Source organism: Legionella waltersii (assembly GCF_001468085.1).
GTDB classification, from domain to species: domain Bacteria; phylum Pseudomonadota; class Gammaproteobacteria; order Legionellales; family Legionellaceae; genus Legionella; species Legionella waltersii.
Genome location: NZ_LNZB01000056.1, coordinates 70071 through 84158 on the forward strand (window position 1 = coordinate 70071; position 14088 = coordinate 84158).

Consider the following 14088-nt stretch of genomic DNA (forward strand, 5'->3'; position numbering starts at 1 on the left):
ATGAGAGAGATTGATCAAGTTCTTGATGAATTAAGTTCACGCTTACCAGAGCTAGAATGGAAGCTCAATAAATTGAAATCTGGGATCACTACTCAACATTTACCTCGAGGGTTATTTTCTATAGGTAGAGAGTTCACAGGAAAAGCCTGTATCGATGAAATTAGAACAGATATTCATTCACTCCAAACACGTAAGAGCGATCAAGGTTCCTATTTTTTAGCTGAACGCATCAAACAAAAAATTAATGTATTAGTCCTTCTATGTCAGATTCATCATGATCATAAAAAACAGGAGGAGGTCAATTCATTCAAATTACAGGCTCTCAGCACCAGAAGGCAATGGATTGAATCTATGGAGCTTGAAATTCAAAGTTTAGAAATACAATACAAAGCCATGTTAAAGACATTGGGTCAAAAGAAAGAGGAAAAAAACTCCCTTGCTATTTTACCTTTAAAGGCAGAACTGGGAGAGCTTGAAAAAAAGTTAACGTTAGCAAGAGAAACGCTTAACCGGGCTTTAATTATGATGTAAATTAAGACCAGATAACATTTAATAAAAATAAAGGAGTTAATTTCATGTCAGATAAATTTACCCATATTACTAAGGACATTAGTACTCAATTAGCAAAGATCCGCAAAGAAATGCCCGAGGTGATGGCCGGTTTTTCAGCTTTGTCACAAGCAGCTACAAAAGATGGTGCTTTGAATAAAAAGACCAAAGAGTTAATCGCTATGGCATTAGCAGTATCAAAACAATGTCCTGGTTGTATAGGCTTTCACTCGCAAGCGCTAGTCAAGTTGCAAACCACCAGGGAAGAGCTGCTCGAGACTCTAAGTATGGCAGTATACATGGGGGGCGGTCCATCTTTAATGTATGCTGCTGAAGCATTAGAGGCATTTGAGGAGTTTAGTCAGTAATTTCTTATTGCGACAGCAATGAAGCAACATGCTCTATTTGCTTGTCGCGGAGATTTGCTTCACAAGGGTATTTTTTACTAACACCCAGTAAAGCCACTTGCGAAACAGACATTTTGTCCTTATCGCTTTGTTGGCTGCTAATTTCTTTGTAGGTTTGTTGGATTAATTCATTCATTGTAATTGAATTAAGCTGAACGCCTTGAGGTAAACAAAATAAAGGTTTGCCTTGAGTTTTTGCAACTTCATTCGTTTGAAGCAGAGTTTCCGCAATACTTTCGCAGGTGATGGTAAGCACATGCCTAGCCGATCTTGCCCAAGATTGTGATTGCGGATCAGCTTTCATTTCCATCTGAGGAATATTACTTGCTATGCTCATGTAGTTGTTTATCGTGTCAGCATTCAAGCATCCACTTACCAATGTCAGTACAATTACTAGGTAGCGCATTTTATACCTCAAGACTCATTTCGAATTATAGATGATAGTAACATTCTAACTTACAGTAAAGCCAAACTCTATGCTAGGACTTATTAGACACCATGTGGTTTTATAAGTCCAAATTTAAACGCAAGAAGTAGAAAAATGAATAAAGACAAAGAGATAGCAATTCTGATTGTGAGCGCTTTTACTGTTCTTTTTGAGTTTTCAGTGTCTTTGACTAAGAAAAACAAACCACTGCCTAAAGAGACAACGATAAGAATCATGATAAAAATAATGAAGATTTTAGTGAACATTTGTTATACTCCTGAAACCTCAGTGATTAGCTGAATATTTACCAATCTTTTAATCAGTAAAATATCCATGCCAAGTGTAACCTTTTTTAAATTTCGTTTCACCCCAAGTTGGCCAATGATAGCGCTAACGACACTATTTATTTTAGCTTTTAGTGAGCTAGGATTTTGGCAGATACATCGTGCCCATGAAAAACAACAGATGATTATCACCCAGGAAAACATGCTGCAACAAAAACCTGTAGTCTGGGGAAGTGACCGAGATCTGCCGAAACAGTATCAATCGGTTCAAATTACAGGGAGTTACTTGCCGCAACTATTTTTATTGGATAATCAACACCATCAGCATCAATTTGGATACCAAGTTATTTCTCCATTGCTGCTTCAAAATGGGGGGGTGGTTTTAATTGACAGGGGTTGGGTGCCTGGTGATGTATCAAGAAAAAATTTCCCTCAAGTAGAGATACCTAAGGACAGTCAGCGGGTAGAAGGAATTGCCTATTTTCCAAGTAAAAAACAATGGGTCTTAGGGGCAGGAATAGAAAACAAAGGAAGTCATTTGTATATTTTAGAGCTTTTAGATGCAAAAATAGTAAAGCAAGTTTTGCAAAAAAAAGTCTACCCGTTTATTATTCGCCTCAATAGAAATGCTCCCTATGGTTTTATTAGGGAGTGGAAAATAGTATCTATGCCACCAGAGAGGCATATTGCCTATGCGGTGCAATGGTTTGCTATGGCATTGGTTATTTTAATTCTTTTTATAGCCTTAAATTTGAAGAAATATGCAAAGACAACATTTTAAATACCTTACATTATTGATATTAGCCATGACGTTTGCTGCTCCTGGAATTATGGCTTATTTATTTTACCAGCATCCTACTTGGTTAGGATCGGCTAAAACGAATAGAGGCAGATTGCTCGCTTCTCCTATTCAATTAGAGGTGTTTAATGGGAATCCTAAATGGAAATTGGTGTATTGGAAACCAGAGGGCTGTGATAAGACCTGCTTGAATCAGTTAAACTCTATAGGGCGAGTGCGCTTAGCTTTAGGGAGGAAATTGTACCAAGTCGATGAGTGGTTACTATTGGATCATGCTAATAAACTCGAAGCAAGCGAATTGAGGCCCATCTTTAAGGAACAGGATATTCATGTTACTACTATCAAGAAATTAGAAGCAGCAAAACTTGCAGAGCTTCCTAAAAAGGAGACTATTTTTATAGTCAATCCCGATAACTTCATTGTATTAACTTATAAAGAAGGTGGAAATCCGGATGATATTTACAAAGACATGAAGTTATTACTGAACACCAGTGAATTGAAGGGTGCATAAATTCATGTCCAGATCTCCTATTAAGCATATAGTCCTTGTTTCCACTGTGTTGGCTTTAATCGTTGTGATGCTAGGTGCCTACACGCGATTAACTAATGCTGGTTTAGGATGTCCTGATTGGCCTGGATGTTACGGGCATATGGTACTCCCAGGAGCAGATTTAGGTTTGCAAAATGCTCAAGTTAAATTTCCTGATATGCCAATAGAGAAATCAAAGGCTTGGACTGAAATGGTACACCGATACCTTGCAGGGACCTTAGGACTATTCATTGTTATTATTGGTATTTTTACCCTCCATAATCGAGTAAAGGCTGGGGACATGCCTTGGCATATCCCGGCGCTGTTATTTCTTTTGGTTATATTCCAAGCAGCACTGGGGATGTGGACAGTTACTTTAAAATTACTACCAGTTGTGGTGATGAGTCATCTACTCGGTGGTGTACTTATTTTTTCTTTTTTAAGCCGGTACAATTTTCAGCTGAGTAAGATAAAGGGGGCTGATTTACCTTATTGGCGACCTTGGTTGCGATTAGGGTTTTTTATTGTTTTATCTCAGATAGCCCTTGGGGGTTGGGTAAGTGCCAATTATGCTGGAATTTCTTGCATTGGGTTTCCAACATGTAATGGGGTTTGGGTTCCAGAATTACACTTTGCTAAAGGATTTAATTTATTTTCAGAAGTTGGAGCTAATTATCAAGGTGGTTTGTTAGAAAGTGAGGTACGAGTAAGTATTCAATTTATGCATCGCTTAGGGGCCCTCATAACAGCCAGTTATTTATTGATATTGTCTGTATTACTTATGAAATTCAGCAGCTATCGCCCATTAAAAATAATGGGTATTGTCATTGCTGCATTAGTCCTATTGCAATTTACCCTAGGTGTCTTGAATGTGATGTATTTACTGCCCTTGGCAGTTGCTGTAGCCCACAATGGAGTTGCTGCTTTATTGTTAGCAGCAGTCTTTAGTTCACTGCACTTTACTAGAGGAATGTTGAAACATGTCCATTGAGATTAATGCTATCCGATCAGTGAATTGGCGGGATTACCTGGAATTATGTAAACCTCGTGTCGTACTATTGATGCTCTTAACGGTTGTCGTTGGTATGTATCTTTCTACACCAAGTTGGATACAGTTGTCTTTGATTTTTTACACGCTGCTAGGAGTAGGTTTATGTGCTGGCAGTGCAGCTGCGATTAATCATTTAGTCGATAGGCATATAGACTCTATTATGGCTAGAACAAGAAGAAGACCTGTGGCCCATGGTCGGGTTTCAGTAAATCAAGCACTTTGGTTTGCAATGATTCTAGGGGTTTTAGGGGTAGCCATTTTGATTGGGTTTGTAAATCAACTGACAGCATTACTGACTTTTATTACCGTAATTGGTTACGCGGGAGTTTATACGGGTTACTTAAAACGAGCCACATCACAGAATATTGTTATTGGTGGATTGGCAGGTGCTGCTCCGCCATTATTAGGATGGACTGCAGTTACCAATCAGCTGGACCCACAAGCATTACTGCTAGTATTAATTATTTTTACATGGACTCCTCCTCATTTTTGGGCTCTAGCTATTTATCGTTACGAAGAATATCAACATGCCGAAATTCCTATGCTTCCAGTTACCCATGGCATACAATTTACCAAGCTAAATGTGTACCTATATACGGTTTTGTTGCTTGTTGTCAGCGTTTTACCTTTCGTTGTGGGTATGAGCGGATGGGCTTATTTATTAGGGGCAATAGTACTCGGTTTTCGATTTTTATACTGGTCTCATAAACTTTATTTTTCAGAAAAACCAGTCGTTGCTATGCAAACATTCCGATTTTCTGTCGTGTATCTAATGGTGCTATTTGTAGTTCTTTTAGTAGATCACTATTTATAAGGGGGTAGATATGGGTTTAAAACTTAAAGGAATCAATTTAACGGTTGTTTTGTTGTTAGTGTTTGCAGGATTCTTTTCTGGTATTTTTGTTTATCAACATATGAGTGTTAATAAGAAGATCGATCCCAGTGAATTTCATGGAACTTTTCTCAAAAATCCAAGAACAATCAATCAATTTAGTTTGATGGGAACTGACGAGAAACAGTTTGATAATGAAAGCTTAAAAGGGCAGTGGACTTTAGTTTTCTTCGGTTTTACTAATTGTGGGTATCTATGTCCAACAACTATGGCAGAACTAGGGAAAATGTATAAGATTTTAGAAGAAAAAGGGATAAAAAAATTACCCAAAGTAGTGATGATTTCCATTGATCCTGACAGGGATAGTCTAGAAAAGCTTGGACACTATGTAACCTCGTTTAATAAATCTTTCTATGGCGCAAGAGGTAATGAGGAGTTAATAAAATCAATGACTCGTGAAATGGGGATAGCCTACTCCAAAGTAAAAAATAATGGGGATGATTCACCAGATAACTATGATATGCAGCATAGTGGGGCTGTTATTTTATTCAATCCTCAGGGGGAATTAAATGCATTTTTTACAACGCCACATAATGCTGAATTACTGGCTAAAGACTATCTATTATTGGTCGCGTAATTTTTTTGTTTTTTACGTTGGTTTTAGAGGAGAAATGAGCAATTGTATTCTAGTCTTAAAATAAGAAGGAAAGTTCATATTTTGAAACCCAGTATGAAAGTTTATATAAGGGATTTTTAATTCATGAAAATTGCAATATTGGCAACCAATCCTCAACTGTATTCCCACAAGCGCTTAAAAGCTGAGGCAGAATTAGCTGGACATGAAGTTAAATTCATTAATCCTCTATATTGTTATATGAATGTAGCGGCATCTTCGCCTAAGGTTCATTATCGCGGGGGCGCCCCTTTACCTCATTTCGACGCAGTCATTCCAAGAATTGGTGCATCGAATACCTACTATGGCACTGCTGTTTTGCGACATATGGAAACGATGGGTATCTATACTGTCAATGAGTCCATTGCGATATCAAGATCTAGGGATAAATTTCGATCTTTACAGTTACTTGCTCGCAAAGGAATCCCCATGCCTCTGACAAGCTTTGCACAATCTCCAGATGACACCGAAGATTTAGTGCGCATGGTAGGTGGAGCTCCTTTAGTGATTAAGTTATTAGAGGGTACACAAGGAAAAGGGGTTATTCTTGCGGACAGCCATCAATCAGCGGTTAGCATCATTAATGCATTTAAAGAAATGCACGCGAATATTTTAGTTCAAGAGTTCATTGAGGAGTCCCGTGGAACGGATATAAGGTGTTTTGTTGTTGGTGATAAAGTCGTTGCAGCGATGAAAAGACAAGCTAAAGAAGGGGAGTTTCGTGCGAATGTCCATCAGGGCGGAAAAGCAATGAAAGTAAAATTGTCACCACAAGAGAGAGCAATTGCAGTAAGCGCTGCTAAAACAATGGGATTAAAGGTAGCTGGAGTGGATTTGATTCGCTCTAATCATGGTCCTTTGGTATTAGAAATTAACTCGTCTCCTGGACTCGAAGGCATAGAAATAGCTACGGGTATCAATATTGCTGGGAAAATTATTGACTATATCCAGAAAAAGGCAAAACCGATTACTTCCAATCATCGATTTCATGGATAATAGAATTAATGTGCCCCAGATTTTGAATCACTTTTACCGATTAGCCAATCAGCATTGACCTCAAGCTCCTCCGCTAATGTTTTTAATAAAGGTTCATCTGGTTTGGCTATCCCATTAAGCAGTGCTTCTGCTTTGAACCTAGGAATTTTCATTATCTTGGACAACGCTTCTATACGCTCAGACGTAGCCTCTGGAACCCCTATGTTATCTAGTTCTTTATTAAGTCGCTCTGAAAGTCTTTTGTTAAGCATCAGTTGCTCCCTATTCTATTGATTCAATATGCTGCAAATAGTTCATGAAATAATACTCTTTTAATTCATATAGCATAAATATTCAGATTTGCAATTGACGCTGAAGTTGTCTGATGTAAAATCGTTGCAATTTCAGCATCATATTAGAGTCAGGACTTACAAATAACTCTATGGTCTGGTGTTGCTATGCATGATGCGCCTGTCGCTTAGGATGAATTATGACTTCAACTGAAGAATCAAAGAAAGCTTGTGTTCTCATTGTATTTGGCGCTTCTGGGGACCTGTCATTTCGAAAAATTTTACCTGCTTTATACGAGCTTGAAAGAGCCAATTTATTGCACAGCCATACAAAAATTATCGCTTGTGATCGTCAGCAAATTGGACGCGAAGAATACATTGATTTAATTAAAGGAAAAATTCAACAACTTTCTAACCTAGAGATTTATGATGATGTTTGGAGAAAGTTCGTTGATAGAATTCACTATTGTTCCATAGAGTTAAATCAGTTTGAAGAATACTCCAAGCTGAGCAAATTTTTTACTTCAAGTGAATACCCTGCTATTTTTTACATGGCAGTTCCTTCAACCTTGTATTCTATGATATGCAAAAGCTTAGTCGCCGCAGATCTAGTTAATCCTTCATCACGTGTGGTATTGGAAAAACCAATCGGTCATGATACCAACTCTTCTGTAGCGATTAGTGATCAACTGGCGCAATTCTTTTCAGAAGAACAGATCTATCGCATTGATCATTATTTAGGTAAAGAGACTGTGCTGAACGTTTTAGCGTTACGCTTTGCAAATGCACTGTTTTCTGAGAATTGGAACAATCACTTCATTGAAAAAGTGCAAATTACTGTAGCAGAAGAGATTGGAGTGGCGGATCGCTGGGGTTACTATGATAAATACGGTCAAATAAGAGACATGTTGCAAAATCATGTATTACAGCTATTGTCTTTAATTGCGATGGAGCCTCCAATTAGTTTATCGGCTAAAGACATTCGTCATGAAAAATTACAGGTACTCCGATCCTTACGTTTGATGAATAAAAACAATATTCATCAGTACGTCTTAAGGGGGCAATATGAAAGTGGGAAACTGGACAGTGGTGAGAAGATAGTGGCTTATACACAAGAACATGGAGCCGATAGAAATTCTCAAACTGAAACCTTGGTGGCGTTGAAAGTGTATGTGGATAATGAGCGTTGGTCAGGGGTTCCTTTTTACCTATTAACTGGCAAGAGATTACCCAAAAAATGCAGCGAAGTAGTGATTTATTTTAAATCACAAGCAAATTCCATTTTTACTAAAACCCAAAGGACAGGTTTTTCAAATCAATTGATCATTCGTTTGCAACCTGATGAAGGCGTTGCTCTTTCAATCATGAGTAAGACTCCGGGATTTAGTGGTTTGGATCAACTGCAAAAAAACCATCTGGATTTAAATTTTTATTCTGATTTAAAAAACAAGCGAATTGATGATGCATATGAACGATTATTGTTGGAAATTATGTCAGGCAATCAAAGCTTATTTGTAAGTCGACAAGAAATAGAGCAGGCATGGCTGTGGATTGACAACATTCAATCCTCTTTGAAAGAAGCTCAATTGCCTTTGCTAAAGTACCCTAGTGGGACTTGGGGGCCAAATGAACTTAAGAATTTCTTTGGTGATCAAGCACGTATTTGGGATGAAGATGCAGTTTCATAGTTTCAAGACAACAGAACAGCTTACACAAGAGCTGTCTGATTCCATATCCACCATACTGTTATCAGCAATCCGTGAGAGAGGCAACGCTTTTATGGTGGTTTCAGGTGGGAAAACACCCATTGATTTGTTTAATGCCTTGTCACAAAAAGAGCTGCCATGGGAGCGAGTGATAATTACTCTGGCTGATGAGCGTTGTGTTGATGTGCAAAGCCCCGAGAGTAATGAGCACTTGGTAAGAAACTATTTACTGCAGAATAAAGCTAAGAATGCAAACTTCATTAGTCTGTTTCATGCGGATTTTGTACTAAGCGACCACCTTCAACAATTAGAAAGAACTATTTCTCAACTCCCTTCTTTTGATGTTGTTGTTTTAGGAATGGGAGAAGATGGTCATACTGCCTCACTTTTCCCATGCAGCAATGAATTGCTGGAAGGTCTAACGAATGATAGGCAATCGGTACTCTTAGTTCATCCCCAAAAAGCACCATTTCAAAGGATTAGCTTAACTAAAAAACGGTTGCTCAACAGCCAGAATGTATTTTTACATTTGGTCGGTCAGAAAAAGAAGCTTGCTTTGCAGGAATTTTTATTAACAAACAATCCCTTTGAGAGACCTATTGTTTCTTTTTTAAACGACAAGATGGCCAATGTGAATATCATGTATGCACCTTCACTAGGGGAAAATGAATGCATCCAGTAATTAAGGAAGTCACAGCCAGGATAGAGGCGAGAAGTGCAAAAAAAAGAGCCGACTATTTAGAATTTATCACTCAAGCTAAAGTGCAGGGTGTGCAAAGGGCAACTTTGCATTGTGGAAACTTGGCGCATGGTTTTGCGGCTTGTTCATTGAAGGACAAAGGGATTTTGAAGGAAAAGAGCCAAGCCAATATAGCCATAATTTCCTCGTACAATGACTTGCTCTCGGCCCATCAACCCTATGTTTCTTATCCCGATGTGTTAAAAGAAACGGTTTCAAAAGCGGGTGGTGTAGCACAATTCGCAGGTGGTGTTCCGGCAATGTGCGATGGAATCACTCAAGGCCAGCCTGGTATGGACCTTAGCTTGTTAAGCCGTGATGTTATTGCTATGTCAGCTGCTATTGCCTTGTCCCATAATCTCTTTGATGGGGGGCTTCTTCTAGGAATTTGCGATAAAATCGTTCCAGGATTATTTATGGCTGCGTTGACCTTTGGTCATTTACCCTTTATTTTTGTTCCAGCTGGACCTATGCCTTCAGGAATATCTAATCAGGAAAAAGCGCGAATTCGGCAGCAGTATGCTGAAGGTATTGTAGACAAGTCTGTCTTGCTAGAAGCTGAAGCAGCATCTTATCATTCTCCGGGTACCTGTACTTTTTATGGGACGGCTAACTCCAACCAATTGGTTATCGAAGTAATGGGCTTGCAATTACCAGGCTCCTCTTTTGTGAATCCTAAGTCACCATTGAGAGAATCATTAACTCAATACGCTGCCAAACAAGTCGTTTCCTTAACGGCATTGAATACTAACTACATGCCCATAGGAAAACTAGTGAGTGCGAAAACCATTGTTAATGGAATAGTTGCTTTGCTTGCGTCTGGTGGCTCGACGAATCATACTATGCACCTGATAGCTATGGCTGAAAGAGCAGGACACCTTGTAAACTGGAATGATTTTTCCCAACTTTCGTCGATTACGCCATTAATCGCTCGAATTTATCCAAATGGTTATGCTGACATAAACCAGTTTCAACAAGCAGGAGGCATGGCTTATTTTATATCAACATTACTCGAAGCCAATCTATTGCATCCAGATGTTGATACCGTGCTTGGATTTGGTCTTGAACGGTACACGAAACAACCCAAAATCATTGATAATGAACTTTGCTGGGTTGATGGCCCTGTGCAATCAGGCAATTTCGACGTACTAAGTTCAGCTTGCAAACCCTTTAAACCACAAGGGGGGATTCAAGTTTTAAAGGGAAATTTGGGAAGAGCTGTCATTAAAACATCAAGTTTGAAAGCTGAACATCTATATCTTGAAGCTCCTGCAGTCGTTTGCTCAAGTCAAGAGGAGTTTTCGCAGCTTTTTGATAAAGGAGAGCTCAATAAAGATTGTATTGTTGTTGTCAGATTTCAGGGGCCGAAAGCCTGTGGAATGCCTGAGTTACACCAATTAACTCCAAAATTGGGCGCTTTAATGGATAGAGGATTTCGCATTGGTTTGGTCACCGACGGACGAATGTCAGGTGCTTCTGGAAAGATACCTGCTGCCATTCATGTAACCCCTGAAGCAACAGAGGGGGGAGTTCTATCGAAAATTCGAACTGGGGATACGATTAGGATGGACTGTGAGACTGGTCTTTTGGAGCTCCTTGTTTCGAATGAGGAATTAGCGGAGAGAGTACCAACCTTAATAGAAAACAATGGGCAATATCAGGGCTCAGGGAGAGAGCTCTTTAACGTATTAAGAATGAATTTTAGCGGGGCTGAGTATGGAGCATGTAGTTTATTCCAAGGAACAGGGATAGCGAATGAAGAAAGTTGATTTTAATCACTATGTTATAGTTGCTGATATCGGGGGAACTTTTGCCCGCTTTGCTCGTGTTGATCTAACTGACTTGCGGATAGACCATCTTCAAGTGTATCCCTGTGTCGATTTCATCAGTCTTCAATCAGCTTTTCTAACTTATCAAGCACAATACTCCATGCAAACTATAAAGCAGTTGGCTGTTGCTATTGCTTGTCCGGTTCTTAGCGATCAGGTGACTATGACGAATGGTCAATGGTCATTCTCAATCAGCAAAACAAAAGAAGAACTCGGCTTAAGCCATTTTATGGTTATGAATGATTTCTCAGCGATTGCTAGAAGTTTACCAATTCTTGGAGAAAATGAGGCTATTCAGATAGGCCAGGGAAAGCCAAAGACTGGAGGTGCAAAAGTAATACTGGGAGCTGGAACTGGTCTTGGTGTGTCAGTACTTATTTCCAGCACGAAACAGGTTATTCCTATTGAAGGGGAAGGAGGGCATGCGAGCTGGGGCGCTACCAGTGAGATAGAGTGGTTTATTTACAGCTACTTAAAGAAACGCTTTAATCATGTTTCTTTTGAGCGCCTATTGTCTGGGCAAGGTCTGGAAAACATTTACGCTGCTTTGGCCGAGTATCATCAACAAAAGACAGTAATCAGAACTGCGGCTGAAATCATTGATCAAGTTAACTCTGGAAATAATGAATTGGCTAATTTGGCTGTAGAGCAATTCTTCTCTTGTTTAGGTTCTTATGCTGGAAACTTAGCATTAACCCTAAGTGCTTTTGGTGGAATCTATATTGCTGGGGGCATTGTGCCAAGATTGCTGTCGGTTATGAAACACAGTAGCTTTAGGTCTCAATTTGAAGCGAAGGGGCGATTTCGTGAGTTCAATGAGGCTATCCCAACATACGTGATTACGGCGGCGCAACCTGGAATTTTGGGGGCGGCCTTTTGTTTAAAGGAGTTGCAGTTAGGAGTATCCGATGTCCTTTTCTAATTGGAAAATACAAGCAAATACAATATTTAACGCGTCTCTAGTTATCCCTGTTATTGTTATAGAGGATATAGAACAGGCTCTTCCTCTTGCAGAAGCCATATTTGCAAGTGGGATTTCGATTTTAGAGATTACACTGAGAACCAGTATCGCTGTGGAAGCAATTCGATTGCTGGCAAAAAAATTCCCACAAGCTTTAATTGGAGCTGGCACCGTCATCAATCCTGATCAACTACAAGAAATAGAAGAGGCTGGAGCTAAATTTGCGATTAGCCCTGGGTTAACGAATGATTTATTGGCGGCCGGAAAAACCATGACCATACCACTAATTCCCGGAGTCGCAAGCCTATCGGAGTTAATGCAAGGAATGCAGTTTGGCTATCAATATTTTAAATTTTTTCCAGCTTCTTTAGCAGGTGGTCCAACTATGTTAAGGACTATAGGGAATTTATTTCCCGACCTGCGATTTTGTCCAACTGGTGGGATTAATGAAGTCAATTATATGGATTATTTACAACTAGCAAATGTTTCATGTGTGGGAGGCTCCTGGATCGTGCCTCAGAAGGATATTGGTTCGCATAATTGGTCTTTAATCACGCAATTATGCAGTTCATTCGGAAGTGTATAGAGCAAGGAGTAGATATGGCTTGGCTAGTGGCAATTATTGGATCAATAGCTGGTTTTTTGTTCGGTTATGATGAAGGAATCATCGCCGGATCCCTGGATTTAGTAAAAAATTATTTTGGTTTAAATCCAACCCACATAGGAGTTATGGCTTCTGCACTACCCTTCGGCGCTCTGTTAGGTTCCATGATTATCGGTGTATTTTTAGCTTCTAAAGGAATGAAGCGCTTTGGTCGTCGTTCTTTGTTGTCTTTCTCTGGAGCATTGTTTCTAATTGGTGCGCTTGGGGCTGGCTTTGCCGAATCAATATCTGTACTTATCTTGTCACGTTTTATTTTAGGGCTTGCGATTGGAGTAGCTTCAGTAATGACTCCTTTGTACTTAGCTGAAACAGCCACACCAAAAGCAAGGGGAGCTGTTGTCGCTATTTATCAACTTGCCATGACAGTGGGTATCGTTTGCTCGTATGCGATCAACTATCTCCTCATTGAACAACAAGCTTGGCGTGCAATGTTTGCATCGAGTGCAATTCCTGCTCTAATTTTAACCTTGGGGATTTTAGTCTTGCCGGAGTCTCCTCGATGGTTATGCAGTATGGGTAACCGCGCAGCAGCACATAAAGCCTTAAAACGGCTTCGACAAACAGAGTCATTTGAATCTGAGCTTTTGGAGATTGAAACTACTTTAGCTCATGAGCCTCAAAAGGGAAATTGGTTCTTGTTATTTAGAAGACCATTATTGCCAGTACTCTTATTAGGAACTGTTTTATTTTGTTTACAACAACTCAGTGGAATTAATGTTGTTATTTATTTTGCTCCAGAGATTTTTAAGAATTTAGGCTTGGGAAGTACTACAGGACAGATATTAGCGACAATGGGGATAGGCCTTGTTAATTTATTAGTTACCATTGTTGCTGTATTGTGCGTGGATAAATTAGGGCGTCGTAAATTATTATTGTTGGGTTTTGCAGGAACTTGTTTAAGTCTTTCAGCGCTATGCATTTTCTCTCTTAACCAGGTGGCTTGGTTATCTTATGTGTCTGTAATTTGCTTAATGGTTTATATTTTTTCCTTCGCTATCAGTGTTGGACCGATACCCCATATAGCCATGGCTGAAATATTTCCTTTGCACGTCCGAGGAGCAGGTATGGGTCTATCTGCAATGAGCAACTGGTCGTTTAATACCTTGGTCATATTTAGTTTCCCACTCTTGCAAAAATCATTTGGAATTGAAGTAACTTTTGCAATATATGCAGCGATTTGTTTTATGGGTTTAATTTATACCTATTTTTTCATGCCTGAAACCAAAAGCATCAGTTTGGAACAGATTGAGAATTACATCATGTCGGGTAAGCCTCTTCGATTCTTAGGGAGGGAGAACGATCAACAGGCACAGGCTAACTCAAAAGCACACTGGGTCCCCTCAACGAATTGAAAAAAGGGTGTTTACACGTTT

17 protein-coding genes are annotated in these 14088 nt (G+C 39.4%); 14 read left to right on the forward strand and 3 right to left on the reverse strand.

Annotated features, from left to right (window positions below):
* A complete protein-coding gene (locus Lwal_RS12225; protein WP_058481086.1) occupies nt 1-531 on the forward strand; it encodes a hypothetical protein in 531 nt (176 codons plus the stop codon).
* A gap of 44 nt (nt 532-575) precedes the next feature.
* Complete coding sequence (locus tag Lwal_RS12230) at nt 576-917, forward strand: carboxymuconolactone decarboxylase family protein (RefSeq protein ID WP_058481087.1); 342 nt, start codon at nt 576-578, stop codon at nt 915-917.
* 4 nt (nt 918-921) lie between these two features.
* Here Lwal_RS12230 and Lwal_RS12235 read toward each other — a convergent pair whose 3' ends face one another.
* Both Lwal_RS12235 and Lwal_RS12240 read right to left on the reverse strand, forming a co-directional pair.
* A complete protein-coding gene (locus Lwal_RS12235; protein WP_058481088.1) occupies nt 922-1362 on the reverse strand; it encodes a hypothetical protein in 441 nt (146 codons plus the stop codon).
* Nucleotides 1363-1445: 83 nt separating this feature from the next.
* On the reverse strand, nt 1446-1649 hold the full coding sequence (locus Lwal_RS12240; protein ID WP_058481089.1) for a twin transmembrane helix small protein: 204 nt from the start codon (nt 1647-1649) through the stop codon (nt 1446-1448).
* A gap of 67 nt (nt 1650-1716) precedes the next feature.
* On the opposite strand from Lwal_RS12240, the gene Lwal_RS12245 reads away from it, so the two are divergent.
* The 6 genes from Lwal_RS12245 to rimK all read left to right on the forward strand — a co-directional run bounded on the left by Lwal_RS12245 (nt 1717) and on the right by rimK (nt 6547).
* On the forward strand, nt 1717-2448 hold the full coding sequence (locus Lwal_RS12245; RefSeq protein WP_058481090.1) for an SURF1 family protein: 732 nt from the start codon (nt 1717-1719) through the stop codon (nt 2446-2448).
* Entirely contained in the window at nt 2429-2977 is a 549-nt protein-coding gene (locus tag Lwal_RS12250; protein ID WP_058481091.1) for a hypothetical protein, read from the forward strand. The genes Lwal_RS12245 and Lwal_RS12250 overlap by 20 nt, the downstream gene beginning before the upstream one ends.
* 4 nt (nt 2978-2981) lie before the next feature.
* Nucleotides 2982-3986, forward strand: a complete 1005-nt coding sequence (locus tag Lwal_RS12255) for a COX15/CtaA family protein (protein ID WP_058481092.1) — start codon at nt 2982-2984, stop codon at nt 3984-3986.
* A complete protein-coding gene (cyoE, locus tag Lwal_RS12260; protein WP_058481093.1) occupies nt 3976-4860 on the forward strand; it encodes a heme o synthase in 885 nt (294 codons plus the stop codon). Before Lwal_RS12255 ends, cyoE begins: the two co-directional genes overlap by 11 nt.
* Nucleotides 4861-4870: 10 nt before the next feature.
* Entirely contained in the window at nt 4871-5515 is a 645-nt protein-coding gene (locus Lwal_RS12265) for an SCO family protein (protein ID WP_058481094.1), read from the forward strand.
* Between the two features lie 123 nt (nt 5516-5638).
* Nucleotides 5639-6547 (forward strand): 30S ribosomal protein S6--L-glutamate ligase, encoded by a 909-nt coding sequence (rimK, locus tag Lwal_RS12270; protein ID WP_058481095.1) that lies wholly within the window; start codon nt 5639-5641, stop codon nt 6545-6547.
* 5 nt (nt 6548-6552) lie between these two features.
* On the opposite strand, the gene Lwal_RS12275 is transcribed toward rimK, so the two are convergent.
* The gene (locus Lwal_RS12275) at nt 6553-6798 is read right to left on the reverse strand and encodes a hypothetical protein (protein ID WP_058481096.1); all 246 of its coding nucleotides are present in this window, start codon (nt 6796-6798) and stop codon (nt 6553-6555) included.
* A 218-nt stretch (nt 6799-7016) separates the two neighbouring features.
* Here Lwal_RS12275 and zwf point away from each other — a divergent pair, with 218 nt between their 5' ends.
* The 6 genes from zwf to Lwal_RS12305 are packed head-to-tail and all read left to right on the forward strand — an operon-like array spanning nt 7017 to nt 14067.
* Nucleotides 7017-8504: a glucose-6-phosphate dehydrogenase gene (zwf, locus tag Lwal_RS12280; protein WP_058481097.1), complete on the forward strand. Its 1488-nt coding sequence runs from the start codon at nt 7017-7019 to the stop codon at nt 8502-8504.
* Complete coding sequence (gene pgl, locus Lwal_RS12285) at nt 8491-9204, forward strand: 6-phosphogluconolactonase (RefSeq protein ID WP_058481098.1); 714 nt, start codon at nt 8491-8493, stop codon at nt 9202-9204. The genes zwf and pgl overlap by 14 nt, the downstream gene beginning before the upstream one ends.
* Nucleotides 9192-11030: a phosphogluconate dehydratase gene (edd, locus tag Lwal_RS12290; protein ID WP_058481099.1), complete on the forward strand. Its 1839-nt coding sequence runs from the start codon at nt 9192-9194 to the stop codon at nt 11028-11030. The genes pgl and edd overlap by 13 nt, the downstream gene beginning before the upstream one ends.
* Nucleotides 11017-12012, forward strand: coding sequence for a glucokinase (gene glk / locus Lwal_RS12295; RefSeq protein WP_058481100.1), 996 nt, complete (start codon nt 11017-11019; stop codon nt 12010-12012). The genes edd and glk overlap by 14 nt, the downstream gene beginning before the upstream one ends.
* Complete coding sequence (locus Lwal_RS12300; protein WP_058481101.1) at nt 11999-12637, forward strand: bifunctional 4-hydroxy-2-oxoglutarate aldolase/2-dehydro-3-deoxy-phosphogluconate aldolase; 639 nt, start codon at nt 11999-12001, stop codon at nt 12635-12637. The genes glk and Lwal_RS12300 overlap by 14 nt, the downstream gene beginning before the upstream one ends.
* A gap of 14 nt (nt 12638-12651) precedes the next feature.
* On the forward strand, nt 12652-14067 hold the full coding sequence (locus Lwal_RS12305; RefSeq protein ID WP_058481102.1) for a sugar porter family MFS transporter: 1416 nt from the start codon (nt 12652-12654) through the stop codon (nt 14065-14067).
* The last annotated feature ends 21 nt before the right edge of the window (nt 14068-14088 follow it).

Coding starts and splice junctions, on each gene's coding strand:
- Lwal_RS12225 (WP_058481086.1), top strand. CDS start 1: ATGAGAGAGATTGATCAAGTTCTTGATGAATTAAGTTCACGCTTACCA.
- Lwal_RS12230 (WP_058481087.1), top strand. CDS start 576: ATGTCAGATAAATTTACCCATATTACTAAGGACATTAGTACTCAATTA.
- Lwal_RS12235 (WP_058481088.1), bottom strand. CDS start 1,362: ATGCGCTACCTAGTAATTGTACTGACATTGGTAAGTGGATGCTTGAAT.
- Lwal_RS12240 (WP_058481089.1), bottom strand. CDS start 1,649: ATGTTCACTAAAATCTTCATTATTTTTATCATGATTCTTATCGTTGTC.
- Lwal_RS12245 (WP_058481090.1), top strand. CDS start 1,717: ATGCCAAGTGTAACCTTTTTTAAATTTCGTTTCACCCCAAGTTGGCCA.
- Lwal_RS12250 (WP_058481091.1), top strand. CDS start 2,429: ATGCAAAGACAACATTTTAAATACCTTACATTATTGATATTAGCCATG.
- Lwal_RS12255 (WP_058481092.1), top strand. CDS start 2,982: ATGTCCAGATCTCCTATTAAGCATATAGTCCTTGTTTCCACTGTGTTG.
- cyoE (WP_058481093.1), top strand. CDS start 3,976: ATGTCCATTGAGATTAATGCTATCCGATCAGTGAATTGGCGGGATTAC.
- Lwal_RS12265 (WP_058481094.1), top strand. CDS start 4,871: ATGGGTTTAAAACTTAAAGGAATCAATTTAACGGTTGTTTTGTTGTTA.
- rimK (WP_058481095.1), top strand. CDS start 5,639: ATGAAAATTGCAATATTGGCAACCAATCCTCAACTGTATTCCCACAAG.
- Lwal_RS12275 (WP_058481096.1), bottom strand. CDS start 6,798: ATGCTTAACAAAAGACTTTCAGAGCGACTTAATAAAGAACTAGATAAC.
- zwf (WP_058481097.1), top strand. CDS start 7,017: ATGACTTCAACTGAAGAATCAAAGAAAGCTTGTGTTCTCATTGTATTT.
- pgl (WP_058481098.1), top strand. CDS start 8,491: ATGCAGTTTCATAGTTTCAAGACAACAGAACAGCTTACACAAGAGCTG.
- edd (WP_058481099.1), top strand. CDS start 9,192: ATGCATCCAGTAATTAAGGAAGTCACAGCCAGGATAGAGGCGAGAAGT.
- glk (WP_058481100.1), top strand. CDS start 11,017: ATGAAGAAAGTTGATTTTAATCACTATGTTATAGTTGCTGATATCGGG.
- Lwal_RS12300 (WP_058481101.1), top strand. CDS start 11,999: ATGTCCTTTTCTAATTGGAAAATACAAGCAAATACAATATTTAACGCG.
- Lwal_RS12305 (WP_058481102.1), top strand. CDS start 12,652: ATGGCTTGGCTAGTGGCAATTATTGGATCAATAGCTGGTTTTTTGTTC.